Origin of the sequence: Actinomyces oris (assembly GCF_001929375.1) — a bacterium.
GTDB lineage: Bacteria > Actinomycetota > Actinomycetes > Actinomycetales > Actinomycetaceae > Actinomyces > Actinomyces oris_B.
Genome location: NZ_MSGO01000035.1, coordinates 12981 through 39096, shown reverse-complemented (window position 1 = coordinate 39096; position 26116 = coordinate 12981). Strand labels below are relative to the sequence as shown.

Annotated in this window: 22 protein-coding genes; 14 read left to right on the top strand and 8 right to left on the bottom strand. The window is 72.1% G+C overall.

Translation table 11 applies throughout. From position 1 onward, the window contains the following. Positions 1 to 96 precede the first annotated feature (96 nt). The 3 genes from BKH32_RS14755 to BKH32_RS07905 all read right to left on the bottom strand — a co-directional run bounded on the left by BKH32_RS14755 (position 97) and on the right by BKH32_RS07905 (position 1435). Entirely contained in the window at positions 97 to 171 is a 75-nt protein-coding gene (locus tag BKH32_RS14755) for a 50S ribosomal protein bL37 (RefSeq protein WP_370538935.1), read from the bottom strand. Between the two features lie 161 nt (positions 172 to 332). After that, complete coding sequence (gene rsrA, locus BKH32_RS07910) at positions 333 to 770, bottom strand: mycothiol system anti-sigma-R factor (RefSeq protein ID WP_075249430.1); 438 nt, start codon at positions 768 to 770, stop codon at positions 333 to 335. Then, positions 767 to 1435: a sigma-70 family RNA polymerase sigma factor gene (locus BKH32_RS07905; RefSeq protein ID WP_075249429.1), complete on the bottom strand. Its 669-nt coding sequence runs from the start codon at positions 1433 to 1435 to the stop codon at positions 767 to 769. The genes rsrA and BKH32_RS07905 overlap by 4 nt, the downstream gene beginning before the upstream one ends. 344 nt (positions 1436 to 1779) lie before the next feature. On the opposite strand from BKH32_RS07905, the gene BKH32_RS07900 reads away from it, so the two are divergent. From BKH32_RS07900 to BKH32_RS07880, 5 genes are all read left to right on the top strand, one after another. Continuing rightward, positions 1780 to 2280 carry a DoxX family protein gene (locus tag BKH32_RS07900; protein ID WP_075249428.1) on the top strand — a complete coding sequence of 167 codons (501 nt, stop codon included), beginning with the start codon at positions 1780 to 1782 and terminating at the stop codon, positions 2278 to 2280. Between the two features lie 222 nt (positions 2281 to 2502). Continuing rightward, positions 2503 to 4779, top strand: a complete 2277-nt coding sequence (locus BKH32_RS07895; protein WP_075249427.1) for an NADP-dependent isocitrate dehydrogenase — start codon at positions 2503 to 2505, stop codon at positions 4777 to 4779. Beyond that, a complete protein-coding gene (aroA, locus tag BKH32_RS07890) occupies positions 4776 to 6242 on the top strand; it encodes a 3-phosphoshikimate 1-carboxyvinyltransferase (protein ID WP_075249426.1) in 1467 nt (488 codons plus the stop codon). Before BKH32_RS07895 ends, aroA begins: the two co-directional genes overlap by 4 nt. Further along, complete coding sequence (rsgA, locus tag BKH32_RS07885) at positions 6242 to 7360, top strand: ribosome small subunit-dependent GTPase A (protein ID WP_075249425.1); 1119 nt, start codon at positions 6242 to 6244, stop codon at positions 7358 to 7360. The genes aroA and rsgA overlap by 1 nt, the downstream gene beginning before the upstream one ends. Positions 7361 to 7619: 259 nt before the next feature. Continuing rightward, positions 7620 to 8351, top strand: coding sequence for a helix-turn-helix transcriptional regulator (locus BKH32_RS07880; protein WP_075249424.1), 732 nt, complete (start codon positions 7620 to 7622; stop codon positions 8349 to 8351). A gap of 139 nt (positions 8352 to 8490) precedes the next feature. Here the strand turns inward: BKH32_RS07880 and BKH32_RS07875 are convergent, their stop codons facing one another. From BKH32_RS07875 to BKH32_RS07865, 3 genes are read right to left on the bottom strand one after another with little or no spacing between them, the layout of a single operon-like run. Further along, on the bottom strand, positions 8491 to 10140 hold the full coding sequence (locus BKH32_RS07875; protein ID WP_075249423.1) for a multicopper oxidase domain-containing protein: 1650 nt from the start codon (positions 10138 to 10140) through the stop codon (positions 8491 to 8493). Next, positions 10137 to 11525 carry a hypothetical protein gene (locus BKH32_RS07870; protein ID WP_075249422.1) on the bottom strand — a complete coding sequence of 463 codons (1389 nt, stop codon included), beginning with the start codon at positions 11523 to 11525 and terminating at the stop codon, positions 10137 to 10139. The genes BKH32_RS07875 and BKH32_RS07870 overlap by 4 nt, the downstream gene beginning before the upstream one ends. Further along, positions 11522 to 12703: a hypothetical protein gene (locus BKH32_RS07865; RefSeq protein WP_075249421.1), complete on the bottom strand. Its 1182-nt coding sequence runs from the start codon at positions 12701 to 12703 to the stop codon at positions 11522 to 11524. Before BKH32_RS07865 ends, BKH32_RS07870 begins: the two co-directional genes overlap by 4 nt. Positions 12704 to 12931: 228 nt before the next feature. On the opposite strand from BKH32_RS07865, the gene BKH32_RS07860 reads away from it, so the two are divergent. The 3 genes from BKH32_RS07860 to BKH32_RS07850 all read left to right on the top strand — a co-directional run bounded on the left by BKH32_RS07860 (position 12932) and on the right by BKH32_RS07850 (position 14882). After that, positions 12932 to 13228, top strand: coding sequence for a DUF2249 domain-containing protein (locus BKH32_RS07860; protein ID WP_075249420.1), 297 nt, complete (start codon positions 12932 to 12934; stop codon positions 13226 to 13228). A gap of 130 nt (positions 13229 to 13358) precedes the next feature. Continuing rightward, positions 13359 to 14549, top strand: a complete 1191-nt coding sequence (gene moaA / locus BKH32_RS07855) for a GTP 3',8-cyclase MoaA (RefSeq protein WP_075249419.1) — start codon at positions 13359 to 13361, stop codon at positions 14547 to 14549. 24 nt (positions 14550 to 14573) lie between these two features. After that, complete coding sequence (locus BKH32_RS07850) at positions 14574 to 14882, top strand: MoaD/ThiS family protein (RefSeq protein ID WP_143222768.1); 309 nt, start codon at positions 14574 to 14576, stop codon at positions 14880 to 14882. 96 nt (positions 14883 to 14978) lie between these two features. Here BKH32_RS07850 and BKH32_RS07845 read toward each other — a convergent pair whose 3' ends face one another. Further along, complete coding sequence (locus tag BKH32_RS07845) at positions 14979 to 15446, bottom strand: molybdenum cofactor biosynthesis protein MoaE (protein ID WP_252862851.1); 468 nt, start codon at positions 15444 to 15446, stop codon at positions 14979 to 14981. 182 nt (positions 15447 to 15628) lie between these two features. On the opposite strand from BKH32_RS07845, the gene BKH32_RS07840 reads away from it, so the two are divergent. The 3 genes from BKH32_RS07840 (at position 15629) to mobA (ending at position 18208) form a co-directional block, all read left to right on the top strand. Continuing rightward, on the top strand, positions 15629 to 16963 hold the full coding sequence (locus tag BKH32_RS07840) for a molybdopterin molybdotransferase MoeA (protein WP_081376746.1): 1335 nt from the start codon (positions 15629 to 15631) through the stop codon (positions 16961 to 16963). A gap of 89 nt (positions 16964 to 17052) precedes the next feature. Then, positions 17053 to 17556 (top strand): cyclic pyranopterin monophosphate synthase MoaC, encoded by a 504-nt coding sequence (gene moaC / locus BKH32_RS07835; RefSeq protein WP_075249418.1) that lies wholly within the window; start codon positions 17053 to 17055, stop codon positions 17554 to 17556. Next, positions 17543 to 18208 carry a molybdenum cofactor guanylyltransferase gene (gene mobA, locus BKH32_RS07830; protein ID WP_081376747.1) on the top strand — a complete coding sequence of 222 codons (666 nt, stop codon included), beginning with the start codon at positions 17543 to 17545 and terminating at the stop codon, positions 18206 to 18208. Before moaC ends, mobA begins: the two co-directional genes overlap by 14 nt. A 43-nt stretch (positions 18209 to 18251) precedes the next feature. Here mobA and BKH32_RS07825 read toward each other — a convergent pair whose 3' ends face one another. Then, on the bottom strand, positions 18252 to 18785 hold the full coding sequence (locus BKH32_RS07825; protein ID WP_075249417.1) for a MogA/MoaB family molybdenum cofactor biosynthesis protein: 534 nt from the start codon (positions 18783 to 18785) through the stop codon (positions 18252 to 18254). A 322-nt stretch (positions 18786 to 19107) separates the two neighbouring features. Between BKH32_RS07825 and BKH32_RS07820 the strand changes: the two genes are divergently transcribed. The 3 genes from BKH32_RS07820 (at position 19108) to narH (ending at position 26116) form a co-directional block, all read left to right on the top strand. Further along, positions 19108 to 20436 (top strand): MFS transporter, encoded by a 1329-nt coding sequence (locus BKH32_RS07820; RefSeq protein ID WP_075249416.1) that lies wholly within the window; start codon positions 19108 to 19110, stop codon positions 20434 to 20436. A 206-nt stretch (positions 20437 to 20642) separates the two neighbouring features. Then, positions 20643 to 24419 carry a nitrate reductase subunit alpha gene (locus BKH32_RS07815; RefSeq protein ID WP_075249415.1) on the top strand — a complete coding sequence of 1259 codons (3777 nt, stop codon included), beginning with the start codon at positions 20643 to 20645 and terminating at the stop codon, positions 24417 to 24419. Continuing rightward, positions 24419 to 26116, top strand: a complete 1698-nt coding sequence (gene narH, locus BKH32_RS07810) for a nitrate reductase subunit beta (protein ID WP_075249414.1) — start codon at positions 24419 to 24421, stop codon at positions 26114 to 26116. Before BKH32_RS07815 ends, narH begins: the two co-directional genes overlap by 1 nt.

Below are 26116 nucleotides of genomic sequence, written 5' to 3'. Positions count from 1 at the left end.
CGGGACGGCTTAAGAACGACGTCGGCCGGTCACCACTGTGGTGACCGGCCGACGTCTGTTATGTCTCAGGGCGTTGCGCTCAGCGCGCTACCCGGCTCAGGCGTTGGGACGCTTGCCGTGGTTGGCGCTGGACTTGGCGCGTGCACGACGCTTACGACCGCGCTTGCTCATCACTGCCTCCTCGTGTCTTGACTCGCCCCACGAGGGGGCACGGAACGCCGCTGATTCTCGCACACGGCGACGCGCCCCGGCCAGTCTCGCGCCGTCGACCAGCCGGTGAAGGCGACCACACGCCAGCGCAGGCCGCTGCCGGCGGCGACGCGGCCGCCTTCTCAGTCGCTCTCGAAGCGGACGGTCCGGGAGGACTCGACCCGCGACTCCACGACGCGCACGACCCGCCCGGAGGCGGAGGACTGGGTCCGGGTCGTGGTCGCCGTCGTCGTCACGCTCACCGCGGTGGCGCGCAGGGCCGACAGGCGCCCAAGGACCCGGGCGCGCAGCTCGGGAGGGGCCTGCTCGGCGCACCGCGAGCGCAGGATCTCCCGCAGGTGGGTCTCGGCGTCGGCGAGGCGTGAGCAGTGCGAGCAGGCGGCCACGTGCTGGGCGAGGCGCTCGGCGAGGTCGGCGGTGCACTCGTGGTCGAGGAAGGCCTCCAGGTGGGCGCGGGCCTCGGCGCAGGAGCAGTCCTGGGAGTCGTCCGCCGTCGTGGCGCTCTTGGTGGGCTCGGCGCTGTTGTCGCCGTGGGTGCCCGGTTCCATGCGGTCTGTCATTTCTCCTCCTCCCCGTATCCGTACTCGCGGGCGTAGTCGGCCAGCAGCTCGCGCAGCTGGCGGCGCCCTCGGTGCAGCCGGGACATGACCGTCCCGATGGGCGTGTCCATGATCTCGGCGATCTCCTTGTAGGAGAAGCCCTCCACGTCCGCCAGGTAGACGGCCAGGCGCCGGTCCTCGGTGAGCTGGCCCAGGGCGTCCTTGATGTCGGAGTCCGGCAGGGCGTCCAGGGCGAGGTTCTCCGCGCTGGGCAGCCCCACCGAGTCGTGGGAGGCCGCCCGGTGCAGCTGCCAGTCCTCGACCGCCTCCGCGTCGGACTGGAGCGGCTCGCGCTGCTTCTTGCGGTAGGAGTTGATGAAGGTGTTGGTCAGGATCCGGTAGAGCCAGGCCTTGAGGTTGGTGCCGGGCCGGTACTGGTGGAAGGAGCCGAAGGCCTTGGCGTAGGTGTCCTGCACGAGGTCCTCGGCATCGGCCCGGTTGCGGGTCATGCGCAGGGCGGCGCCGTAGAGCTGGTCCAGGTAGGGCAGGGCCTCGGCCTCGAAGCGGGCGGCCCGGGCGGCCTCGTCCTCACCGGCCGGCGCCCGGCCCAGATCGCGCGCGCCATCGCCCGGATCGATCGCCTCATCCAGGGCGAGCTCATCTGTGTGGTCGTCGATGTCCGTCATCACCCACGAGCCTAACGTGCCCCGAGGGTCCTCGGCCTCACCGACGCCAAGAGCCGCGGTCATCGTCTCGACCATCGTGGCGGACCCTCCCGGCAGGTCCCGGTACCGACGGCGCCTGTCCTGCAGGCCGGGCCACTCGTGGCGGCCTCGCGGCCCGCTCGGCGGTGCGCCCCGCCGGAGGGCGGACCGGCTCGACGGCGACGCGGTCGGCTGCTGAGTGCTCATGTCCTGACCAACGCGGAGGCGCCCCGGTTTCATTCCCCGTCCGCGCCGAGCGAGGCACGCGCCACGTTCGAGCAGCGATATCGCTGGCCCGAGCCGCCCGCGTAGGTCAGGATGGGGGTATGAACATTCTGCGCTCCTTCGCCCGCCCCATGCTCGCTGCGCCCTTCATCGTCGATGGGATCGACGCCCTGGTGCGCCCGTCGCGCCACGTGGAGAAGTTCGAGAAGGTCGCTCCCACGCTGGAGCGGGCCGGCCTGCCGCCAGTGCTGTCCTCCGACGCCCGGTTGCTCACTCGCGCCTCGGGCGCCGTGAGCCTCGCGGCCGGTCTGGGTCTGGCCGTCGGCCGGGCGCCCCGTACGAACGCCACCATCCTGGCCGCCCTCAATGCGCCCCTCACCGTGGTCAACAACCCCGTCTGGGCGGTCAAGGGGACGCAGGCCCGTCAGGAGGCCCTCTCCGGGCTGCTGCGCGGGGCCGCCCTGGGGGCCGGGCTCGTGCTGGCCGCCGTCGACCGTCAGGGCAGGCCGTCCCTGGCCTGGCAGGTGCGCAACGCCCGCCAGCAGCGTGAGGCGATGCAGGCCGCCCAGCAGGCCGTCCAGCAGCGCTACGTGACCGCCTGAGCCGCCCGCGCCGGCCCACCATCGGAACCCGTCGGCTTCGGGGCCCGGGTCCGACGTCGGCCTATCGCCGTCACCGCCCGGAGCGCCCCGGCACCTGTCACCTGGGCGTCACAGGCGGCGGCTACTCTCGCCCCGTCCACTGCCGACCGGTCGCGGCGCCCTGACGCGCCCGCACCACCGACCACCACGCGCAGACACGTCATCGACACGCAGGGAGCACTCATGACCGTCCAGTCCGCCCAGCCGGCCCAGGCAAGCCGGTCGCCCCAGCCGGAGCAGGCTGCACAGCCCGACATCGTCTACACCTGGACCGACGAGGCCCCGATGCTGGCGACCCACTCCTTCCTGCCGATCGTGCGCGGCTTCGCCCAGCGGGCGGGCGTGAGCGTGGGCACGGCGGACATCTCGTTGGCGGGACGCATCCTGGCGGCCTTCTCCCTGGCCGACGACGACCTGGCCCGCCTGGGCGGGCTCACCCAGTCCCCGGCGGCAACGATCATCAAGCTGCCCAACGTCTCGGCCTCCCTGCCTCAGCTCAAGGCCGCCATCGCCGAGCTCCAGGCCCTGGGCCACGAGATCCCCGACTACCCCGACTCCCCGGCCACGCCCGCCGAGCACGAGGCGCGCGCCGCCTACGACGCCGTCAAGGGCAGCGCCGTCAACCCCGTCCTGCGTGAGGGCAACTCGGACCGGCGCGCCCCGGCGGCCGTCAAGGCCTACGCCCGCTCCCACCCGCACTCGATGGGTGCCTGGTCGCCCCAGTCGCGCACCCGCGTGGCCACGATGGGATCGGGCGACTTCCGGCGCAACGAGCGCAGCGTCGTCGTGCCCGAGGCCGGCACCCTGCAGATCCGGTTGCGCCCGGCCGACGGCGGTGAGCAGATCGTCCTGCGGGAGTGTCTGCCGGTGACGGCCGGGGAGGTCGTGGACGCCACCTTCATGAGCGCCGCCGCCCTGGACGAGTTCCTCGCCCGGCAGGTGGCCACCGCCAAGGACGAGGACCTGCTGCTGTCGGTGCACCTGAAGGCCACGATGATGAAGGTCTCCGACCCGATCATCTTCGGTCACGCGGTGCGCGCCGCCCTGCCGGGGGTCTTCTCCACCTACGGGCGGGTCCTGGCCGAGGCGGGCCTGCGCGCCGAGGACGGGCTGGCCTCGATCCTGGCGGGCCTGGACCCGTTGCCCCAGGGTGAGGAGATCCGCGCCGCCATCGAGGCCGAGCTGGCCGCCGGGCCGCGCCTGTCCATGGTGGACTCCGAGCGCGGCATCACGAACCTGCACGTGCCCAGTGACGTCATCATCGACGCCTCCATGCCCGCCATGATCCGGGCCGGCGGCCACCTGTGGGGGCCGGACGGCCAGACCGCGGACACCCTCGCCGTCATCCCGGACTCCTCCTACGCCGGGGTCTACCAGGCCGTCATCGAGGACTGTCGCACCCACGGCGCCCTGGACCCGGCCACCATGGGCTCGGTGCCCAATGTGGGCCTCATGGCCCGCAAGGCCGAGGAGTACGGCAGCCACGACAAGACCTTCCTCATCCCGGCCGACGGCACCGTGGAGGTCGTCGCGGTCGAGGGCGCGGGCGCCGAGCCCGGCGCGGTGCTGCTGTCACACGAGGTGGCCACCGGCGACATCTGGCGGGCCTGTACCACCCAGGACGCCCCCGTGCGCGACTGGGTGCACCTGGCGGTCACGCGGGCCCGGGCCACCGGCGCCCCGGCCGTCTTCTGGCTGGACCCCGAGCGCGGGCACGACACCGTCCTCATCGACCTGGTGAACCGTTACCTGGCAGATGAGGACACTGAGGGCCTGGACATCCGCGTCCTGGACCCGGTGGCGGCCACGCGCCTGTCCCTGGAGCGCGCCCGCCGCGGCGAGGACACGATCTCGGTGACCGGCAACGTGCTGCGCGACTACAACACGGACCTCTTCCCCATCCTCGAGCTGGGCACGAGCGCCAAGATGCTCTCGGTGGTGCCGTTGATGAACGGCGGCGGCCTCTATGAGACCGGTGCCGGGGGCTCGGCCCCCAAGCACGTGCGCCAGCTGCTCGAGGAGGACTACCTGCGCTGGGACTCCCTGGGCGAGTTCCTGGCCCTGGCGGAGGCCTTCCACCACGTGGCCCAGGTCAGCGGCAACGAGCGAGCCGAGGTCCTGGCCGACGCCCTGGAGGCCGCCACGGCCCGGCTGCTGGAGGAGAACCGTTCCCCGGCGCGCCGCCTGGGGCAGATCGACAACCGCGGCTCGCACGCCTGGCTGGCCCTGTACTGGGCCCGCGAGCTGGCCGCGCAGGAGACCAGTCCCGAGCTCGCCGCCGTCTTCTCCCCGATCGCCCAGCAGCTCGAGGCCTTCAATGACACGATCCAGGCCGAGCTGCTGGCGGTCCAGGGCTCCCCGGTGGACATCGGCGGCTATTACCGTCCCGATACGACCCTGACCGACGCCGTCATGCGCCCCTCGACGACCCTCAACACGGTCATCGAGGCCCTCGCATGACCGACGCCCCCGACGCCGGCGGCCCTGGAGTCCCTGCGGCCCTCTCGGCCGGATCCGCCGAGCCGTGGCGGGCGCCGGTGGCGGTGGGGGCGCTGGAGGCCGTCGTGGAGCTGCCGGGGTCGAAGTCGCTGAGCGCCCGGGCCCTGCTGCTGGCCGCGCTGGCCGACGTGCCGACCACGCTCACCGGGCTCCTGCGCTCGCGCGACACCGAGCTCATGCTCGCCGCCCTGAGCGTGCTCGGCGCCCGCTTCGAGGACCTTGACGAGACCGGCACGCGGCTGCGTGTCACGCCGGCTCCTCTGCCGCTGCACGTGCAGGCCGGCCCCGACGGCCTCGGCCGCATCGACGTCGGCCTGGCCGGCACCGTCATGCGCTTCGTGCCCGCGCTGGCCGCCCTGGCCGACGCCCCGGTCGTCTTCGACGGGGACGAGGCCGCCCGGCGCCGCCCCATGGCGCCTCTGCTCGACGCACTGGCCGCCCTGGGCGCTGAGGTCACCCACCTCGGTGAGCCCGGCTTCCTGCCCTTCCGGGTGGGCCCCGGCGACGGCGCCCTCCTGCGAGCCGAGGGCGCCCGGGTGGCGGTCGACGGCTCGGCCTCCTCCCAGTTCGTCTCCGCCCTCCTGCTCCTGGGCGCCCTCCTGCCCGGCGGACTGGAGCTCACCCCCACCGGGCCGGTGCCCTCACTGACGCATGTGGCCATGACGGTGGCGACGCTGCGCGAGCGGGGCATCGCCGTCGACGAGCCCTCCCCCGGGGCCGGTGACGGCGAGCGCACCTGGCGGGTCCACCCCGGTCGCCCCCGCGGAGGGCAGGTGGCCATCGAGCCGGACCTGTCCAACGCCGGCCCCTTCCTGGCGGCCGCCCTCGTGGCCGGAGGCCGGGTCGGCGTCCCCCACTGGCCGGCGGCCACGACCCAGGCCGGCGACGCCTGGCGCGAGCTCCTCCCCCGCCTGGGCGGGAAAGTGACCTTCACTAACGGGGTGCTCACGGCCCGCGGCACCGGGCGGCTGACCGGGATCCAGGCGGACCTGTCCGACGTCGGCGAGCTGGCCCCCACGGTGGCGGCCCTGGCGGCCCTCGCCGGGACGCAGGGCCACACCAGCGCCCTCACCGGCATCGCGCACCTGCGGGGGCACGAGACCGACCGCCTGGCGGCCCTGGCCACCCAGATCCGTCTCCTGGGCGGGGAGGCCGAGGAGAGCGACGACGGACTCATCATCCGCCCCGCACCACTGCACGGCGCCGCCCTGCGCTCCTACGCCGACCACCGGATGGCGACCTTCGCCGCCCTCATCGGCCTGGGCGTGGAGGGGGTGAGCCTGGACGACGTCGAGTGCACCTCCAAGACGCTGCCCGGCTTCACGGACCTGTGGGCCGCCATGCTGGCCACCGCCGGTGAGGGCGGCACCGGAGCGGGCGCCGGATCAAGGCGCGGGCCGGCGACCCCGGGAGATGGTGCCTGATGGCCCGCCGTGACATCGGCACCGACGACCCGCGCGTGAGGGTCCGCCCCGGCCGGGGCTCGCGCCCGCGCACCAAGCAGCGCCCCAGCCACGCCGACGCGGCCCTGGGCATGGTCACCCGCATCGACCGCGGCCACTACCGCATCCGCCTGGACGAACCGGGCCTCACCGAGAACTCCAGCGGCGACATCACCGCCATGAAGGCCCGCGAGCTGGGTCGGGGCAAGGTCGTCGTCGGCGACCGGGTCGCCGTCGTCGGGGACACCAGTGGCCGCAAAGGAACCCTGGCGCGCATGGTCCGCATCGAGGAGCGCACCGCCCTGCTGCGCCGCAGCGCCGAGGACGGGGACGCCGCCGGCACCGAGAGAGCGATCGTCGCCAACGCCCGCAAGCTCGTCATCGTCACCGCCGTGGCCGACCCCGAGCCGCGCCCGCGCATGATCGACCGCTACCTCGTGGCCGCCTACGACGCCGGCATGGATCCGCTCATCGTGCTCACCAAGACCGACCTGGCCGACGCCGCCCCGTTGACGGGCCTCTACAGCCCCCTGGGCGTGCGCTGCCTGGCCACGCGACTGAGCCCCCACAGCCCCGACACCGACCCCTCCCAGAGCGGCGGCGAGCGGTCCGACGACGGCGTCGAGGCGGTCCGCCAGGTGCTCGACGGCGCCGTCTCAGTCCTCGTGGGCCACTCCGGGGTCGGCAAGTCCACGCTCATCAACGCGCTCGTGCCCGGGGCCGACCGCGCCACCGGGCACGTCAACGAGGTCACCGGCCGGGGCCGCCACACCTCCACCAGTCTTCAGGCCCTCGAGCTGCCCGGGGGCGGCTGGGTCATCGACACCCCCGGGGTGCGTTCTTTCGGGGTTTCCCACGTCGGCAGCGCCGATGTCCTGCGGGGCTTCCCGGACCTGGCCGACGTGGCCGAGGACTGTCCGCGCGGGTGCACCCACGAGGACGGCGTCGTCGACTGCGCCCTGGATGCGTGGGCGAGCACAGCGGACGGACCGGACGCACCGGGAGCACCAGCCGCCCCCGAGGAGCGGCACGCGCGAGTGGAATCCTTCCGCCGGCTGCTGGCCCCCTCACTGGAGGCCGAGGACCCCACCCGACCCTGAAGCGCCCCTGGCGGCGCGCGGAGACCTTCCGGGCACGTCACAGTTTCGTCGACAGCGCGCCCCTTAACCCTGAGAGCCGTTTGCCCTGGCACAGGGCGACGACCCGGCAGAAACGGCGTCAATACTGAGTTTTTTCACGTTTCGACGGACCCCCTATTGAACTTCATGTGCTAAAACTCACATCACGCAGCCGTTGCAGGATTCAACTACACACCGATTTTGACGGTTCCCACAAGCGAAAGCGAGTTAGTCTCATGACATGCACAACCGTCCGACTTCTTCGCTTCCACGTCCCGCCCTGGGCGACCTGTCCGCACGCGCCAACCTCTCTGCGGCGCGCCGGCGCGTCCTGGAGGTCGTGGAGGCTTCTAACGACGCGATGACGGCCGTTCAGGTCGCCAGCGCACTCAACCTGCACCACAACACTGTCCGTGAGCACCTCGACGCCCTGGTTGACGCCGGTTTCGTCACGGTGTCCACCAAGCCGACGGGCAAGCGGGGCCGCCCGGCCCTGCGCTACGCCTCAACGGCCCCCGACCCCCAGCAGATGGTCGACGCCTACCTGCTGCTGCTCGACGCGATCGCCGACACCCTGGGCGAGAGTGAGGACGCCCGCGCCACCGCTCTGGAGATCGGTCGTCGCTGGGCCGAGCTGACCCCCGGCACCGTTGCCGAGCCCGCGGTCGACGGCGAGCAGGTGGACCGGGTCACCGCCCTCATCCCCTACCTCGCGGTCATGGGCTTCGCCCCGGAGGTCTCCGGAGACACCGTCGTCCTGCGCTCCTGCCCGCTCATCACGCGCAACCACCAGCCGCGCGACCTGGTGTGCACCATGCACGAGGGTTTCCTGCGGGCCGTCGTCGGCCCCGACCCGGCCGCCTACGAGCGCCTCAAGTTCCTGCCCAACGGGCCTGACGGCTGCCAGATCAACTCGGCTCAGCCCGTCCACGAGGAGCCGGACCTCAAGGTCGTCCACGCCGACGTCGCCTGACCGCGCGGCTCCGAGAGCACCATCCGTCCACCCGTCCACCACTTCTGAGATCGCAAGGCTTCGGCCCCGGGCACAGTCGCCCGGGGCCGAAGCGGCGTTCGGGGGGGCACTCCAAGCCGTGGCCTGTAGTGCCCGCGGCTCAGGCGCTGACCTCCAGGACGCCGTGAGCGCCCTTCTCCATGTCGGCGAAGGAGTGCGTCACGAACACGTAGTGGCCCGGCTCGGAGGCGACGCACTCCACGAATCCGCCCTGGGCCGGCTGCAGGCCGAGGGCCTGGGAGCCGCCGGACCAGGCGGCCCCGATCCGGCTCGGGCCGCCGAGGGTCCAGGCCCCCTCGAAGAAGACCTGGTCGAACTGCAGGCCGACGGCGTGGAAGGACGTCGGCAGGGAGGGCCCGGCGGCCATGACCCAGAAGCGCACGCGCTCGCCGACCTTGGCCTTGAGCGGCTGCTGGTGGTACTGGAAGGCCACTCCGTTGAAGGTCATGAGGTCGGGGGTCTTGGCGGCGATCTTGTCCGCGTTGGGCTCGCCGCCCTCGGGGCCGAGGTAGACCTCGGAGGCGACGATGACGTACTCGCGGTCCACGGCCGGCAGCCCCGGCGGGTCGATGATGACGGCACCGTGCATGCCGGAGGCCAGGTGCAGGCTCATCGGCGAGGTGGAGCAGTGGTAGAGCCAGATCCCCGAGTGCTGGGCCTTGAAGGTGTAGACGAGGGACTCCCCGGGGTTGATCGAGCGCATCGCCTGATCGGGCGGGGTGATCCCGGCGTGGAAGTCCAGGGAGTGGCTCATCGTGCCGTCGTTGACCAGGGTGATCTCGAAGGTGTCCCCCACCTTGCCGCGCAGGACGGGGCCGGGGACCTGCCCGTTGAAGGTCATGCGCCGCTGGGTGACACCGGCGCCGACCTGCATGACCTGCTCCTTGACGGTGAAGGTGTGCCGGTGGGTCATGGGTCCGCCGTCGGGACTGCTGGGGGCGGGAGGCAGGGTGGCGTCGAAGGCCTTGAAGTCGGCGGGCAGATGGGCCGAGTAGTCGGGAACAGCGTCCTTGCCGGAGCCGGTCTGCTTGCTCTGGCCGCCGCCGTGCTGGTGGGAGCCTGCGGCCGCCCCGCCCGCGGTGACGTGGAAGACCATGCCCTGGGCGCGGTGGCCGGCAATGGAGCACCAGCCCTCGATCGGCCCGGGGACGGTATCGACCTCGAGCCTGCCCTTGGCGCCGGCGGCGACGCGCCCGGTGGTCTCACCGGTGGCCAGGACGAGGTCGTGGACCTGGTCGGCGGTGTTGTCCAGGGTGATGACGAGTCGGTCGCCGGGGGTGACGTCGACCGTGTCGGGCACGAACCGCATGCCCTGCACCTTGATGGTGGCGTTGACGGTGTTGCCGGTGGGCGCGACGTCCTGGGTGGTTCCGCCCCGGCCGCGGTTGCCGACGACGCTTCCGACGACGACGGCCGCTCCGGCGGTGAGCAGTCCCATGAGGATGCCGCGGCGGTCGGCGGACTGGAGCAGGCCGCCCGAGGGCGATGCGGCAGTCCCGCCTCCCGCCGCCCGGCCGGCCCCGCCGGTCAGGGGGCGGCGGTTGCGGTCGATGGCGGGGGCCGTACCGGCCGTCACCGCTCGGCGGTGGGCGCCCTCGGGCTTGTCGGCACCCGCCGCGGCGCGCCCGGCAGCAGTGTCGCCGGCGTCGCTGTTCGCGGTTGCGCTGGCGGCGGCGTCCTGAGAAGGGGCGTTCTCGAAGGCGGCGGCCTCATCGGGGGATGGTGCCTGCGCGTCGGGCGTCTTCGTCATCGGGTTCCCCTTCGGGGCTGGGCGGACCGGTGGTCCGCGGGGTCGGAGGTGGGGGCGGCGTCGGCCGGGGTGCGCGGCGTGCGCTTGCGCTGGGAGAGCTCGCGCAGGCTGAGGATCATGCCCGCCAGCAGGTAGGAGGTCACCAGCGCGGCCAGGGCGCCGGCGACGACGCGCACCTGCCAGGGCGCCCCCGGGCTGAGCGCCAGCAGGAGGCAGGCGTTGGCGGCGGTGACCCGGTAGGCGGCGAAGCGGTCCATGATCGCGTTGGTGGCCCGGGTGGCTGCGGGGCCGCCACCGAGCATCACCGGGGTGAGGTAGCTCAGGGCCGCCACGAGGATCTGCAGGGCGAAGCCCGCCGCCAGGGGCAGGCGCAGGGAGTGGATGACCTGGCGGGCAGCAGTGACGTCGTCGGACAGCGCCATGCGGGCCCCCAGGACGGCGACGCAGCCGACGAACCAGGCCACCGAGGCCGTGGCGGAGGCCGTGGCGAAGGAGGTCGGCGGGACCCGGCGGGCGGTGCGGTACGCCGGCACGAGGACTGCGCAGGCGCCGCCGAGGTAGACCAGGGCGCCCAGGCCCGCCAGGGGCGGCCACAGCCCGCAGGCGGCCACGAGCGCGGTACCGCCCACGAGGTAGGGCAGGCCGCGGGTGGTCCAGCGCGGTGCGACCGGCTCCATGGGGGTGCGCAGCATCGTGGGCCACAGGACCGTGAGCGTGCCCAGGACCGTGGTGCCCACGAAGCCCAGCAGCATGGTGGTCGTGTGGGCCAGGTAGAAGCCGTCGGCCAGGGCGGAGCGCCCGCGGGCGTTGGACCAGGAGATGAGGAAGCCCAGGAGCGCACCGGTGGCCAGCAGGACCAGGGCGACGGCGTAGTGGAGGGCCAGGGACGCCAGGCGTGGGGCGATGGCGCGCCGGTACTGCACGGTGATGGCCACGACGCCGGCGACGGCCTGGGCCATGACGATGGCCGCCCCGCTGAGCGCCACCGCCTGCTGGCCCATGGTGATGCCGGTGAGCACGACGGCCGTGCCGAGGCTGTGGGCGTAGAGGCGCACGTCCAGGAGGGCAGCACCGCCCAGGGCCGGGCGGTGCAGGAGGGTGTCGGCGAAGTGGGCGGACCAGATGGTGATGGCGCTGCCGATCCCGCCCAGGAGCAGGGCGTGCAGGGGCAGCCAGGTGCCCCAGGAGACCAGGGGGCCCACGATGGTCAGGGCCGCCAGGACCGCGGCGATGAGCAGCCAGGCCATGACCAGGGCGTTGCGACGCACCTGGGTGGTGCGCCGGGAGGGCTTCTTGGCGGGGCGGCCCGGGCCGGCTGGCCGGGCCGCCGGGGAGCCGGGCCGGGGAACGGCCCCGGTACCGGGAGAACCGATGGGCAGGCTCATGCGGGATCTCCCCCCGCCTGCGATGTCGTCGATCCGGATGCCGCGGCCGCAGCCGGCCGTCTCACCCGGACCGGCTTGCGGATACTGCCGGAGGTCAGGACGCGCCCCAGGGTGAGGATCATGAAGACGCCGATCGCCGCCACTCCCACGGCACCGCCGACCTTCCAGGCCGCGGAGGCCTGCGCCAGCAGACCGACGACGCGCACCGCCAGGCCGGCGTGCAGCAGAACGTAGGGCAGCCACATGAGCCGGTGGTAGGGCAGGGCGCGGTGGACGATCGCGGGGATGATGACCGGGGCGTGGGCCAGGATCATGGAGAAGGCGAAGCCCACCGTGATGCAGTGGATGACGATCTCGTAGGCGGCCCCGTCCAGCCCCTGCAGACCCCACAGCGACCAGACCGCCCCGGCGACGGCGAGCCACACGTAGCCGGCGAGCATGGAGGCCGCCATGAAGCGCACCCCGCCGCGGAGGCGGACCGTGCGCCGGGCGACGTCGTAGTAGGCCATGACGACGGCCAGCCCCAGCAGGGCCGGGCCGACCACGAGGGAGGAGCCCGGAACGATGAGCAGCAGGCAGGCGCCCAGGACCGCCGCACCGGACAGCGCCTCGACAACGGTCTCCACCATCTCGTCGAGGAAGGCGATGCGGGCCAGCTCCAGGCGCTCGCCGATGATGGTGAGCGTGGGGAAGAGCAGCCACAGCGGGACGACGTGCTCCATGCCGCGGCCACCCAGCCACAGGACGTCCCCCAGCAGGAGGGCGGCCGCGCCCATGGCCTCGACGTCGACGGCGGCGCTGGGGGCGCGCCGGTGAACGTGCAGGTAGATGGCACACAGGATGCCGGCGGCACCGGTCATGAGTCCCCGACCGACGACGTCGGGGGCACCGGCCAGGAGGGCCAGGCATCCCACCGCACTGCCCAGTGGGGCGAGGAAGGCCCAGGGGGCGCGGGCGGCGACCGCCCGCTCCAGGGCGATGACGGTCCCCAGGAAGCCGACGAGCATGAGGGGGCCGTGGAGAGCCGCCAGCTCGGCCCCGCCGACGGGAGCCGGCAGGTTGAGGCGCAGGAGGGCGGCGTTGAGTCCCATGAGGATGCAGGCGGCCCCCAGGGCCAGGGCCACCAGGCGCGGCGCCACGCGGCTGGTCAGCGCCCGGCTGAGTCGGTCCGTCTCCACGGCCCAACCGTATCCAACCGCGCTGGAAACGCCCGCACTCACATCGACAAAAACTTCATAGACGACACGGCTCCGCGTCGTCTATGAAGTTTCGGTAGGTTTGAGTGGCGCCGGCCGCACCGGCGGTGGTGGACAGTCGCGCTGGCGGAAGTGGACGGCCGTTACTGCCGGCCCCCGGCGGTAGTAAGGTCACGCCCACCAGTACGAAACACTCCGAAGGAGAGCCCTATGAGCGAGAGCCCCGAGCTGCTGCCCGTCACCGAGAAGAAGTCCAGCTGCGGCTGCCACGAGCACGGCGACGAGCGCCTCACCCTGGACGCGCGCGCCATCCCGCACCGCCTGCGCCACGCCGCGGTCATCGGAGCCGCCTCCTCCCTGAACCCCGGTGAGGGCTTCGACCTGGTGGCCCCGCACGTGCCCACCCCGCTGCTGGCCCAGATCGACCAGCTGCCCTTCACCTTCCAGCACACGCTGCTGGAGCAGTCCGAGGGCTTCGCCCGCGTCGAGATCCTGCGCACCGTCTGATCGGCGCCTCAGCGCGGCCGGTCGGCGGGAGGCGCCCACGGGTCCGAGCCCACGGCTCCGGCCATGGGCTCAGCAGGACCTCGTCGGGCCTGACTCCATGCCACCGGCGCGCTCCCGATATGCTCAACGCATGACGCCAGCACCGCTCGATGCCGCGGTCGTCGGCCCGGGCAGGGGTCGTGGGACCTCCACGGACCTGCCCATGCCGACGACCCGGCCGGTGCTACCCGAGCTGCCCGGTCCTCCCGGCCCGTCGGCCCCGGCTGCCGGGGGCGCCCCCCAACAGCTGGTCGACCGCTACGGGCGCACCGTGCGCGACCTGCGCCTGTCCATCACGGACCGCTGCAACCTGCGCTGTACCTACTGCATGCCCGCGCAGGGGCTCCAGTGGCTGCCCACCCCGGATCTGCTGACCACCACCGAGCTCGCCCGTCTGGGGCGCATCGCCGTCGAGCGCCTGGGAGTCGAGCGCATCCGCCTGACCGGGGGCGAGCCGCTGCTGCGGCGGGACCTGGAGGAGATCGTCGGGGCGCTGTCCGCGCTGCGGACCTCGAGAGGGCTCAAGCCGGACATCGCCCTGACCACGAACGGCCTGGGCCTGGAGAGGCGGGCCGCCGGACTGCGGGCGGCGGGCCTGGACCGCGTCAACGTCTCCATCGACTCCCTGGATCCGCAGGACTACGCCGCCATCACTCGACGAGACCGGCTCGCCGACGTCCTGACGGGGATCGCCGGCGCCCAGGAGGCCGGCCTGGCCCCCATCAAGGTCAATGCCGTGGCCGTGCCCGCCACCGTGGAGGAGCGGGCACCGCGCCTCCTGGCCGAGTGCCTGCGCCGCGGCTGGCAGCTGCGGTTCATCGAGCACATGCCGCTGGGACCGCGCGAGACCTGGAGCAGCCGGGCCGTCGTCGGCGTCGATCAGATCCTGGGGGTGCTGCGGGAGGCCGGGTTCACCCTCACCGAAGTGGGCCGCCCGGGCCGTCGTCCGGCTGCGCTGTGGCGCGTCGCCGCCGGGAGAACGGCGGGCCAGGACCATCCGGCCGGGACGGTGGGCGTCATCGCCTCGGTCACCGTCCCCTTCTGCTCGGACTGCGACCGCACCCGCATCACGGCCGACGGGCGCCTCATGACCTGCCTGTTCTCCAGCACCGAGACCGACCTGCGCGGCCCCCTGCGCGCCGGCGCCGACGACGACGAGCTCATCCGCATCTGGGCCAGCGCCACCTGGGGCAAGCCCCGAGCGCACGGCTCGGACAGTCCCCATACCGAGAGCGACGGCTTCGCCCGCCCGCAGCGCACCATGTCGGCCATCGGCGGCTGACCCGAGTCCTCAGGAGCCCCCACGATGAGTCCCTCTCCCAAGATGTCCCCCCAGGCGGGCGCGCACGCGGGTCAGGCGCAGATCTCTGTGACCCTGCGCTACTTCGCCGCGGCCGCCGAGGCCGCCGGCCGCCCCGAGGAGCGCCTGGACCTGCCCGCCGGCACAACGCTGGCGGCTCTGCGCGAGCAGCTCTCCGGACGGGACCTGGAGATGGCGCGGGTCATCCCGATCTGCAGCTTCCTGGTCAACTCCGTCTCCACCCCGGCGGACTCGCTCACGCCCCTGGCCGACGGCGACGCCGTCGACGTGCTCCCGCCCTTCGCCGGCGGGTGAGTCTCACCGCTCCCGCATCGAGCCGGGCATTTCTCGCGTAGCCCGACCGTTTTTCCGCCCGGCTACGCGAGAAATGCCCGGCTCGGCGACAAGAAGTCAGGCGATGTTGCTCCACTGGCTCGAGCCGTCGGTGAAGGTCTGGCGCTTCCACACGGGCAGGCGCTCCTTGACCTCCTCGACGATCTGGCTGCACACGGCGAAGGCCTCGGCACGGTGGTCGGAGCTGACGGCGACCGCGAGCGCCGCCTCCCCGACGCTCAGGTCGCCGACGCGGTGGACGACGCCCAGGGCGCGCACCCGACCCCGCTGGGCCACGTCCTGGGCGATCTGCTCGACGACCTGGCCGGCTGTGGGGTGACAGGAGTAGCCGATGCCGGTGACGGCGCGCTCGGCGTCATGGTTGCGGACCACGCCCTCGAAGGTGACGACGGCGCCGGCGGCCGCGTCCTGGACGGCGTCGGCGAGCTCGGCAACGCTGATGGGGGCCTCGGTGACCTCGGCGCGTACCACGCGGGCCGCGGGAGCCGGGAGCGGCCGGCTGTGCTGGTCGGGGCTGGGCGTCACGGGGTCTCCTCGATCTGGGCGGCGGGCTGGGCGTGATCGGGTGGTCGGCCGCGAGCATACCCAGGTGGGCGCAACCGGCTGAACGGGCATGATAGGCCCCGGATGTTCGGGCACCGACCCGCCCGCACCCCTCCGCCCTGAGGTCGACACCCGCCGGGGCACCTGCCAAAGGAAGGACCGCTATGGCGCAGATGATCCCCCTGGAGGATTACGTCTCCCAGGTGTTGGAGGCCCTGTCCCCCTTGGAGGGCGGCCGTATGCCACTGGGGCGGGCGCACGGCCGGGTGCTGGCCGAGGACGTGACCGCCGCCGTGCCGGTGCCGCCGTGGACGAACTCGGCGATGGACGGTTACGCGGTGCGCGCGAAGGACACGACCGGCGCCTGCCCGCAAACGCCCGTGGTTCTGCCGGTGAGCGGGGACGTCCCGGCCGGCGCCGCCCCGCGCCCCCTCGCGGAGGGAACCGCGCAGCGGATCATGACCGGGGCGATGCTGCCCGAGGGCGCTAACGCCGTGGTCAAGGTGGAGGACACCGACCAGGCTCCCGGCCCGCACCCGGTTCCCCAGCGCGTCGAGATCCGCGCGGCGGCCAGCTCGGGTCTCAACGTGCGCTGTGCCGGGGAGGACGTGGCCGCGGGCGACCCGGTCATGGCGGCGGGGACGAGGCTGTCCGCGACGGCCATCTCCGCCCTGGCCTCCGTGGGGCTCGGCTCCGTGCTGGTGCGGCCGCAGGTGCGCGTGGCGGTGGTCTCCACCGGAGCCGAGCTGCGTGACGCCGGCCAGGCGCTGGAACCCGGAACGATCCCCGACTCCAACTCCCTGCTGCTGGCCGGGCTGGTCGCCGAGCAGGGGGCCGCGTGCACGAGCGTGGCCCGCAGCGGCGACACGGCCGATGCCCTGGCTGAGGTGCTGCGGCAGGCCGCTGCCGGCGCCGACCTCATCGTCACCTCCGGGGGCGTGTCCGCGGGCGCCTTCGACCCACTGACGATGCTGGCGCAGGCGCAGCGGGGCGAGGAGGCCCCGGTGCACCTGGACTTCGTCAAGGTGGCCATGCAGCCGGGCAAGCCCCAGGGGCACGGCTGGGTGCTCGCCGACAGCGGCCGGCGGGTGCCGATCATCTGCCTGCCGGGCAACCCGGTGAGCGTCCTGGTGTCCTTCACCACGATCGTGGCCCCGGCGCTGGCCCGTCTGGCCGGGCAGGACGCGGCAGGCGGCGCCGAGCCGCTTCCGGGGCGGCCTGGCCTGACGGCGCGCGCGGCGGTGGGCTGGCGGACCCCGCCGGGACGGCGCCAGCACGTGCCGGTGCGCTTCACCGAGGCACCCACCGGCTCCGGAGTCAGTTCCGGCCTCGACGACGGTGCGGGCCTCCCCTGGGTGACGCCCACCCACCGGCTGGGCTCCGGCTCGCACCTGGTGGCCTCGCTGCCGGCCGCGCAGGCCCTGGCGGTGGTGGCCGCCGAGGTCGAGGCGGTCGAGGTCGGCGACGAGCTGCCCCTCATCCCGCTGTCCGCCTCGTAGAACCCACCGGCCGCCCCCTGAAGGCCACCGGTGAAAGCCACGAGCGCATCCGCGACGCACGATCCCACGCCCCAGTGAAGGAGCCTTTTATGACTACCCGCCCCGAGATCACCCTCACCCACCTGGATGAGGCGGGCGCCGCCTACATGGTGGATGTCACCGCCAAGATCCCGACCGTGCGCGAGGCCCGCGCCACCGCCTTCGTGGCCTGCTCGGAGGCGATCGTGGACGCCCTGCGCGGGGGCTCGGTCCCCAAGGGCGACGTGCTCGCCGTGGCCCGCGTGGCCGGGATCGCGGCGACGAAGAAGGTCCCCGAGCTCCTCCCCCTGGCGCACGTCATCGGCGTGCACGGGGCGCGCGTGGATCTGGAGATCGTCGACGGCGGCGTGCGTATCGAGACCACGGTGCGCACGGCCGACCGCACAGGGGTGGAGATGGAGGCCCTCACCGCCGCCACCGTGGCGGGACTGGCGATCGTCGACATGGTCAAGGGAGTGGACCGCGACATCGAGCTGCGCGAGGCCAGGGTGGTGGCCAAGTCCGGGGGACGCTCAGGGGACTGGGTGCGCGGTGACCGCGGTGACGAGTCCTGATCAGACGGCCCGCACCGCCGTGAGCACCGCGGACGCGGCCGAGGTCGCCGACGTCATTGTGCTGGCCGGCGGTACAGGCAGGCGGTTGGACGGAGTCTCCAAGCCCGACGTCGTCGCCCGGGGGCTGCGTCTGCTCGACCACGTCCTGGCCGGCTTGGAGCGGCTGCGCGAACAGGGCCTCGCGCTCGGGCGCGTGTGCGTCGTCGCCCCGGCGGAGGTCGCGCTGCCCGGCGACGTCCTGCGGGCGTTGGAGAACCCTCCCCTGGGAGGGCCGGTCGCCGGGATCGCGGCCGGGCTGGAGCTCCTGGGCGGGAGCGATCCGGTTGCGGGGCTCACCGGGATCCTCACCTGCGACGCGCCCTTGTCCTGGCGGGCGCTACCTTCCCTGTACCGGGCGCTTGCGGAGGCGGGGCCGGAGCTGGACGGCGCCTGCGCCCGCGACGGCGACCACACCCAGTACCTGCTGGGCCTCTACCGCCGCCGGGCACTGACCGCGGCCGTCACCCCGGACGGCATGCCTCTGCGGGACACGGCCGTGCGCCGGGCCCTCGGGCCGCTCCACGTCACGGCCATCCCCACGCCCCACGACGTCGTGCGGGATCTGGACACCTGGGCCGAGGTCCGCGCCTGGGACTCGGACCGCTGCGGATAGCGGTCCCACTCAGGCCACCTCGCTCAGTGGCATTCAGCGGCGCTCAGTGGTCTCCGCCACCGAGCTGCTCCAGGACGTGGGGCACCAGGGGGCCGACGACGGCGACGGTGTCCTTGACCCCGCCGCGCGAGCCGGGGGCGTTGACGACCAGGGCGCCCTCAGCGCCGCGGGAGGTCACTCCCACCAGGCCGCGGGACAGACCGGCCAGCGGGGTCTTGGTCAGCCCGTGGGCACGGATCTGGGCCTCGATTCCCTCCAGGCGGGTGGTCAGCAGGGGAGCCGTGGCCTCCGGGGTGAGGTCGCGCGGGGTGACGCCGGTGCCGCCCGTGGTCAGGACCACCCGGGCACCGCCGGCCACCGCCCGCCTGATCGCCTCACGCACCGGCTCAACGCCGTCGGGCACGAGGTCCACCTTCTCGACGACGACGTCGTGCTCAGCCAGAAGGCGCTGGGCCAGCGGACCGGAGAGGTCCTCGCGCTCGCCGCTGACACAGCGGTCGGAGACGGTGATGACGGAGCCCTTGACGGGCTCAGGGAGGGGCACGAGGCCCTTCTGGACGATGGGGGTCTCACTCATGGGGCCACCGTAGTCCGCGTACACCCCAATCAGGGGTCTCCGCCTCCCGCCCGGTGTTTCAAGGGAAACACGTCCCGATCCAGCCGGTAACCTCAATTAGGCAACCATCATTTAATCTAATTCACCGCCCTTCGTCACCTCCTAGATGTCGGTTTCACCTCGTATTGCTCGGACATTCGTCCCTTGCGTGAAGGTCCGAGCAGGTCAATGCATCATGGAAGGTGGTGCGAGTCCACGAGCTTTCACCGACATTGTCCAAACAGTCTCAGGTCCAGGGCGCTGTCGCCCAGCAGACCGAGCCCCACATCACAGCAGGAGCCCTATGTCCACGCTCGACACCTCCGGTCGCGTCCTCACAGGCTGGAACCCCGAGGAGCCGGAGAACTGGTCCGCGAAGATCGCCTGGACCACTCTGGCCATCACCACTTTCTCCCTCATGCTCGGCTTCACCGTCTGGTTCCTGCCCAGCGCGGTGGCCCCCAGGCTCAACGACATCGGCTTCCACCTGACCAAGAACCAGATCTACTGGATCACCTCGATGCCGGGGCTGTCCTGCGCCGCGCTGCGTCTGATCTACATGTTCCTGCCCGCCACCATCGGCGCCCGCAAGATGATCGGCTGGTCCTCGCTGCTCTACATCCTGCCGATGCTCGGCTGGTTCTTCGCGGTGCAGAACCACAACACCTCCTTCGGCGTCCTGCTCGCCCTGTCCTTCGCCTGCGGTATCGGGGCCGCCACCTTCTCCGGCTACATGCCCTCGACCGGCTTCTACTTCCCCAAGCGCCTGGCCGGCACCGCCCTGGGCCTGCAGGGAGGACTGGGCAACATGGGCATGAGCATCATCCAGCTCGCCGCCCCCTTCCTCATGAGCATCAGCCTGTTCGGGCTGACCTGGGTCGCCCCCCACCACGAGGGCGCCCCCATGGTCGTCAACGCCACCGTCTTCTTCCTGCCCTGGTCCCTCATCGCGGCCTTCCTGACCTTCCGCTACATCAAGGACGTCCCGCTCAAGGCCAACATCAAGGAGCAGATGGACATCTTCGGCAACCTCGACACCTGGCTCATGACGGTCCTGTACATCATGACCTTCGGCGTCTTCTCCGGGTTCGCCGCCCAGACCGCCAACATCATCAACAACAACTACGGCGCCGCCTCCGACCTGGCCGGGCACTTCGCCAAGGCCGACCTGCCCCAGGGAGCCTCCTACGCCTTCATCGGCACCCTCATCGGCTCCTTCCTGCGCTTCGCCTGGGGTCCCCTGTGCGACCGCTTCGGCGGAGCCATCTGGACCTTCGTCTCCGCCGTCGGCATGGCCGTCACGATGGCCTGGTGCGGCTACCTGGTGGCCGCCGCGGACGACCCGGCCGACTTCACCATCTTCATGGTGGCGCTGCTGGCCATGTTCTTCTTCGCCGGCGTCGGCAACGCCTCGACCTTCAAGCAGATGCCGATGATCATGCCCAAGCGTCAGGCCGGCGGCGCCATCGGCTTCACCGCCGCCGTGGCCTCGCTCGGCCCCTTCCTGGTCGGTATCGCCCTGACCCTCATGCCAACGCACGTCTTCTTCTACGGCTGCGCCGTCTTCTGCGTCGTGTGCGCCGTCATCTGCTGGATCCGCTACGCCAAGCCGGGCGCCAAGCGTCCGGGCTGATCCGCCCATCCGGCCCCGGTCGGGACCAGTCCGTCGGGGTCGCCGCCCACCACCGACTGACCAGCTCGACGGCGGACGCGGCCAGCATCGTGGTCGCCTCCGCCGGGAGCAGCCAGAGCCACCCAGGGCCCGTCCCCACCGGCTCCGGGCCACCATTCGTCACCAACCACTAAAACCCGTCAGCTTCACGGAGCAAAGGACCATTGATGAGCACCACCGGCTCCCAAACCACCGGCCCCGGGATCGTCCCCGGCCCCGATCAGCAGGTCGAGAACGCCCCCGGACTGCTCACGCTGGGCTCGTACCTGCGTCGAGGACAGGCCTCTGCCGACGCCCGCCGCCTGTTCCTGACCGGAGGGCGCGAGGCCGACACCTTCTACCGGCACCGGTGGAGCCACGACAAGATGGTCCACTCCACCCACGGGGTCAACTGCACCGGGTCGTGCGCCTGGGAGGTCTACGTCTCCGACGGCATCATCACCTGGGAGAAGCAGATCACCGACTACCCCACCACGGGTCCGGACATGCCCGAGTACGAGCCCCGCGGCTGCCCGCGCGGTGCGGCCTTCTCCTGGTACACCTACTCCCCCACGCGCATCCGCTACCCCTACGTGCGCTCGGTCCTGCTGGACGCCTTCCGCGCCGCGAAGGCCGACAACGACGGCGACCCGGTCGCCGCCTGGGCGCAGGTCACCGGTGACCCGGCCACCGCCAAGGCCTACAAGTCGGCCCGAGGCAAGGGCGGCATGGTGCGCGTGGGCTGGGACGAGGCCATGGAGATCGTCGCGGCCGCCTACGTCCACACCATCCGCGCCTGGGGCCCGGACCGGATCGCCGGCTTCACCGTCATCCCGGCCATGTCCCAGGTCTCCTACGGCTCCGGCGCCCGCCTCCACGAGCTCATCGGCGCCACGATGCTCTCCTTCTACGACTGGTACGCCGACCTGCCTCCGGCCTCACCGCAGGTCTTCGGGGACCAGACCGACGTCCCCGAGGCCGGCGACTGGTACAACGCCCAGTACCTCATGATGTGGGGCTCCAACCTGCCGCTGACCCGAACCCCGGACGCCCACTTCATGACCGAGGCCCGCTACCACGGGCAGAAGGTCGTGGCCGTCTCCCCCGACTACGCCGACAACACCAAGTTCGCCGACCAGTGGCTGCGCGTGGCCCCGGGTACCGACGGCGCCCTGGCCCAGGCGATGGGGCACGTCATCCTCTCCGAGTTCCACGTCAAGCGCGAGGAGCCCTTCTTCCTGGACTACATGCGCCGTCACACCGACTCCCCCTTCCTCATCGGCCTGGAGCCCTCCCCCGACGGCACCAGCTACGTGCCCGGCCGCTTCGTGACGGCCTCCGACGTCAACGGCGTCGCCACCGGCGCCCCGAAGAACGAGTTCCGTCCCCTCGTGTGGGACCGCCAGCGCGGCCCGGCCGACCCCGGCGGGACCCTGGCCGACCGCTTCACCCCCGAGGGCGAGGGCAAGTGGAACCTGCTCATGGAAGGGCTCGACCCGGTCATGAGCATCCTGGACCTGCACGGCGAGGGCCCCCAGGTCCAGGCCGCCGAGGTCCTCCTGCCCCGCTTCGACCTGCCCGGCTCCTCCACCCCCGAGGGATCCGTGGGCGGCGGCGTCGTGCGCCGCGGCGTGCCGGTCACCCGCATCGGGGACCGCCTGGTCACCACCGTCTACGACCTGCTCCTGGCCCAGTACGCCGTCGAGCGCCCCTCCATGCCGGGCGAGTGGCCCGTGGACTACCAGGACGCCACCATCCCGGGCACTCCCGCCTGGGCCAGTGAGATCACCGGTGTTCCCGGGCCCGCCATCATCCAGGTGGCGCGCGACTTCGCCCTCAACGCCGTGGAGTCCGGTGGCCGCTCCCAGATCGTCATGGGCGCGGGCATCAACCACTACTACCACGCCGACCAGATCTACCGGACGATCCTGGCGCTGACCTCCATGTGCGCCACCCAGGGCGTCAACGGCGGCGGCTGGGCCCACTACGTGGGTCAGGAGAAGGTCCGCCCGCTCAGCGGCTTCCAGCAGTACGCCTTCGCCCTGGACTGGCACCGCCCGGCCCGGCAGATGATCTCCACCGGCTTCTGGTACATCACCACCGACCAGTGGCGCTACGACGTCACCTCCGCCGAGCGCCTGGCCTCTCCACTAGGGCCCGGCACCCTGGCGGGCAAGACGACCACCGACGCCATGGTCGAGGCCATGAAGCGCGGGTGGACGCCGTCCTACCCGACCTTCAACCGCAGCCCGCTGCTCCTGGGTCAGCAGGCCGCCGAGGCGGGCATGGACCCCAAGGACTACGTCGTCGAGCAGCTGCGCTCCGGTGAGCTGCGCTTCGCCTGCGAGGACCCCGACGCCCCCGAGAACTTCCCGCGCATCCTGTGCTCGTGGCGCACGAACCTGCTGGGCAGCTCGGCCAAGGGCACGGAGTTCTTCCTGCGCCACATGGTGGGTGCGGACAACGACGTCAACACCATCGAGCCTCCGCCCGAGCAGCGTCCCGCCTCGGTGACCTGGCGCGACGAGGCCCCCGTGGGCAAGCTCGACCTCATGTGGACCGCGGACTTCCGCAACACCTCCACCACCCTGCACTCCGACGTCGTCCTGCCGGCGGCCACCTGGTACGAGAAGCACGACATCTCCTCGACCGACATGCACCCCTTCGTTCACTCCTTCAACGCGGCCATCGACCCGCCCTGGGAGGCGCGCACCGACTTCCAGGTCTTCCAGACCCTGGCCGGGCTCATCTCCGCCTGGGCGCCGCGCTACCTGGGCACCCAGACCGACGTCGTCGCCGCGCCCCTGACCCACGACACCCCCGACGCCCTGACGATGGCGCACGGTGACGTGTCCTCCCTCCCCCAGGAGTGGGTGCCGGGAGTGACGATGCCCAAGCTGGTGCCCACCCAGCGCGACTACACCCAGATCCGGGCCAAGTTCGACGCCCTGGGCCCCCTGGCCGAGAAGCTGGGCCTGCCCTGCAAGGGCATCATGCTCAAGCCGGGCCCGGAGGTGGAGCGCCTGGCCCGCAACCACGGGGTCTCCTCCGACGGCGAGGCCGCCGGCCGGCCGCTGCTCGACACCGACATTCGCGCCGCCGACGCGATCCTGGCGCTGTCGGGCACCACCAACGGGCGCATCTCCACCGAGGGCTGGGACACGCTGTCCAAGCGCACCGGCACCCCGCTGGTCGAGCTCAGCCAGGAGGAGGCCGGCAAGCTCATCTCCTTCGCCGATACCCAGGTCAAGCCCCAGGGAGTCATCACCTCCCCGGAGTGGTCCGGCTCCGAGCACGGCGGGCGGCGCTACTCGGCCTTCGTGGTCAACGTGGAGCACGCCAAGCCCTGGCACACCCTGACCGGCCGCATGCACTACTACCTCGACCACGACTGGATGCGGGACATGGGCGAGTCCCTGCCGGTCTTCCGGCCACCGCTGGACTTCCACGCCCTGTACGGGGAGGCCGCGCCGGGCTCGGTGTCCACGAGCCAGGCGGGCACGGCGCAGGTCGCGGTGCGCTACATCACCGCGCACAACAAGTGGGCGATCCACTCGCAGTACTTCGACAACCTGCACATGCTCACGCTGGGACGCGGGGGCCAGACCATCTGGATGAGCCCCCAGGACGCCGACAAGATCGGTGTCAAGGACAACGAGTGGGTCGAGGCCTACAACCGCAACGGCATCGTGGCGGCGCGCGCCGTCGTCTCCCACCGCATCCCCGAGGGCATGGTCTTCATGCACCACGCCCAGGAGCGCACCATGAACACCCCGCTGACCGAGTCCAGCGGCAGGCGTGGCGGGACGCATAACTCCCTGACCCGGATCGTGCTCAAGCCCAGCCACTTCGCAGGCGGCTACGGGCAGCTGTCCTACGCCTTCAACTACATCGGCCCCACGGGCAACAACCGCGACGAGGTCACGCTTATCCGTCGCCGCAGCAACCAGGAGGTGACGTTCTGATGAAGGTCATGGCCCAGATCGCAATGGTGATGAACCTCGACAAGTGCATCGGCTGCCACACCTGTTCAGTGACCTGCAAGCAGGCCTGGACCAACCGCGAGGGCACCGAGTACATGTGGTTCAACAACGTCGAGACCCGCCCCGGTGTCGGCTACCCCAGGGGGTGGGAGGACCAGGACACCTGGCGCGGCGGCTGGGAGCGCACGGCCTCGGGCCGCCTGCGGCCCCGCTCGGGCGGGCGCCTGCGCCGCCTGGCCAACATCTTCGCCAACCCGGAGATGCCCACGGTCGAGGACTACTACGAGCCGTGGACCTACGAGTACGACAAGCTGCTCTCGGCCCCCAAGGACTCCCCGGCGCTTCCGGTGGCGCGAGCCAAGAGCCAGCTGACCGGCGAGTACATGCCCACCATCAAGTGGGGCCCCAACTGGGATGACGACCTGGGCGGCTCCCTGGAGACCCTCCAGCAGGACCCGATCATCGAGGCGATGAGCACGAAGGTGCGCACCGACATCGAGTCGGCCTTCATGTTCTACCTGCCGCGCATCTGCGAGCACTGCCTCAACCCCACCTGCGTGTCCGCCTGCCCGTCGGGCGCCATGTACAAGCGCACCGAGGACGGCATCGTCCTGGTGGACCAGGACGCCTGCCGCGGCTGGCGCATGTGCGTGTCGGCCTGCCCCTACAAGAAGGTCTACTTCAACCACGCCACCGGCAAGGCCGAGAAGTGCACCCTGTGCTACCCGCGCCTGGAGGTCGGCGAGCCCACCGTGTGCTCGGAGACCTGCGTGGGCCGCCTGCGCTACCTGGGCGTCCTCCTCTACGACGCCGATCGCGTCTCGCAGGCCGCCGCCGTCAAGGACCCGCAGGACCTCTACATGGCCCAGCGCGAGATCCTCCTCAACCCCCACGACCCCGAGGTCGTGGCGGGCGCGCGCGCCGAGGGCGTGCCGGACAACTGGATCGAGGCGGCCCAGGCCTCCCCCGTCTGGGACCTCATCGACACCTACGAGGTGGCTCTGCCCCTGCACCCCGAGTACCGCACCATGCCGATGGTCTGGTACATCCCGCCGCTCTCGCCGGTCGTTGACGAGGTGGCGGCCGCAGGCCTGGACGGCGAGAACTACAAGGTGCTGCTCACGGCCGTCTCCGACATGCGCATCCCGCTGGAGTACCTGGCGGGCCTGTTCACGGCCGGCGAGACCAACACGGTCGAGCTCGTGCTGCGGCGCCTGGCCGCGATGCGCTCCCACATGCGCGACGTGCGTCTGGGCCGCGAGCCCGACCCGGCCATCGCCGCCGCCGTGGGCCTGGACGGCAAAAAGCTGGAGGCCATGTACCGGCTGCTGGCCATCGCCAAGTACGACGACCGCTACGTCATCCCCACCGCCAAGCCCGAGGTCCCCCGTGGCATGGCGTCCATGGGCAACGACGTCAAGACCCTCCTGGGTGAGGGCGCCCCGGCCGGATGCCACCCCGACGTCGCCTCCTTCCACGGCCAGGGCGGTGGCGGAGCTATGAGCGGCGGCCCGGTGAGCCTGCCGCTGCCGACCGTGCGCCGCGAGCCGGTGCCTGCCGCCGGCCCGGGCATCCCGCAGGTCGGTGTGCCTGAGCCGGTGGGGCAGACCCGGGCGGCCGACTCCTCGGCCCGGGCCACCTCGACCGGCCCCGCGGTCACGGCCCCCAGGGAGCTCTGA

Coding starts and splice junctions, on each gene's coding strand:
- rsgA (WP_075249425.1), top strand. CDS start 6,242: ATGGCCCGCCGTGACATCGGCACCGACGACCCGCGCGTGAGGGTCCGC.
- BKH32_RS07875 (WP_075249423.1), bottom strand. CDS start 10,140: ATGACGAAGACGCCCGACGCGCAGGCACCATCCCCCGATGAGGCCGCC.
- BKH32_RS07820 (WP_075249416.1), top strand. CDS start 19,108: ATGTCCACGCTCGACACCTCCGGTCGCGTCCTCACAGGCTGGAACCCC.
- BKH32_RS07900 (WP_075249428.1), top strand. CDS start 1,780: ATGAACATTCTGCGCTCCTTCGCCCGCCCCATGCTCGCTGCGCCCTTC.
- BKH32_RS07860 (WP_075249420.1), top strand. CDS start 12,932: ATGAGCGAGAGCCCCGAGCTGCTGCCCGTCACCGAGAAGAAGTCCAGC.
- BKH32_RS07895 (WP_075249427.1), top strand. CDS start 2,503: ATGACCGTCCAGTCCGCCCAGCCGGCCCAGGCAAGCCGGTCGCCCCAG.
- BKH32_RS07905 (WP_075249429.1), bottom strand. CDS start 1,435: ATGACGGACATCGACGACCACACAGATGAGCTCGCCCTGGATGAGGCG.
- BKH32_RS07880 (WP_075249424.1), top strand. CDS start 7,620: ATGCACAACCGTCCGACTTCTTCGCTTCCACGTCCCGCCCTGGGCGAC.
- moaA (WP_075249419.1), top strand. CDS start 13,359: ATGACGCCAGCACCGCTCGATGCCGCGGTCGTCGGCCCGGGCAGGGGT.
- rsrA (WP_075249430.1), bottom strand. CDS start 770: ATGACAGACCGCATGGAACCGGGCACCCACGGCGACAACAGCGCCGAG.
- narH (WP_075249414.1), top strand. CDS start 24,419: ATGAAGGTCATGGCCCAGATCGCAATGGTGATGAACCTCGACAAGTGC.
- moaC (WP_075249418.1), top strand. CDS start 17,053: ATGACTACCCGCCCCGAGATCACCCTCACCCACCTGGATGAGGCGGGC.
- BKH32_RS07850 (WP_143222768.1), top strand. CDS start 14,574: ATGAGTCCCTCTCCCAAGATGTCCCCCCAGGCGGGCGCGCACGCGGGT.
- BKH32_RS07825 (WP_075249417.1), bottom strand. CDS start 18,785: ATGAGTGAGACCCCCATCGTCCAGAAGGGCCTCGTGCCCCTCCCTGAG.
- BKH32_RS07870 (WP_075249422.1), bottom strand. CDS start 11,525: ATGAGCCTGCCCATCGGTTCTCCCGGTACCGGGGCCGTTCCCCGGCCC.
- BKH32_RS07815 (WP_075249415.1), top strand. CDS start 20,643: ATGAGCACCACCGGCTCCCAAACCACCGGCCCCGGGATCGTCCCCGGC.
- BKH32_RS07840 (WP_081376746.1), top strand. CDS start 15,629: ATGGCGCAGATGATCCCCCTGGAGGATTACGTCTCCCAGGTGTTGGAG.
- aroA (WP_075249426.1), top strand. CDS start 4,776: ATGACCGACGCCCCCGACGCCGGCGGCCCTGGAGTCCCTGCGGCCCTC.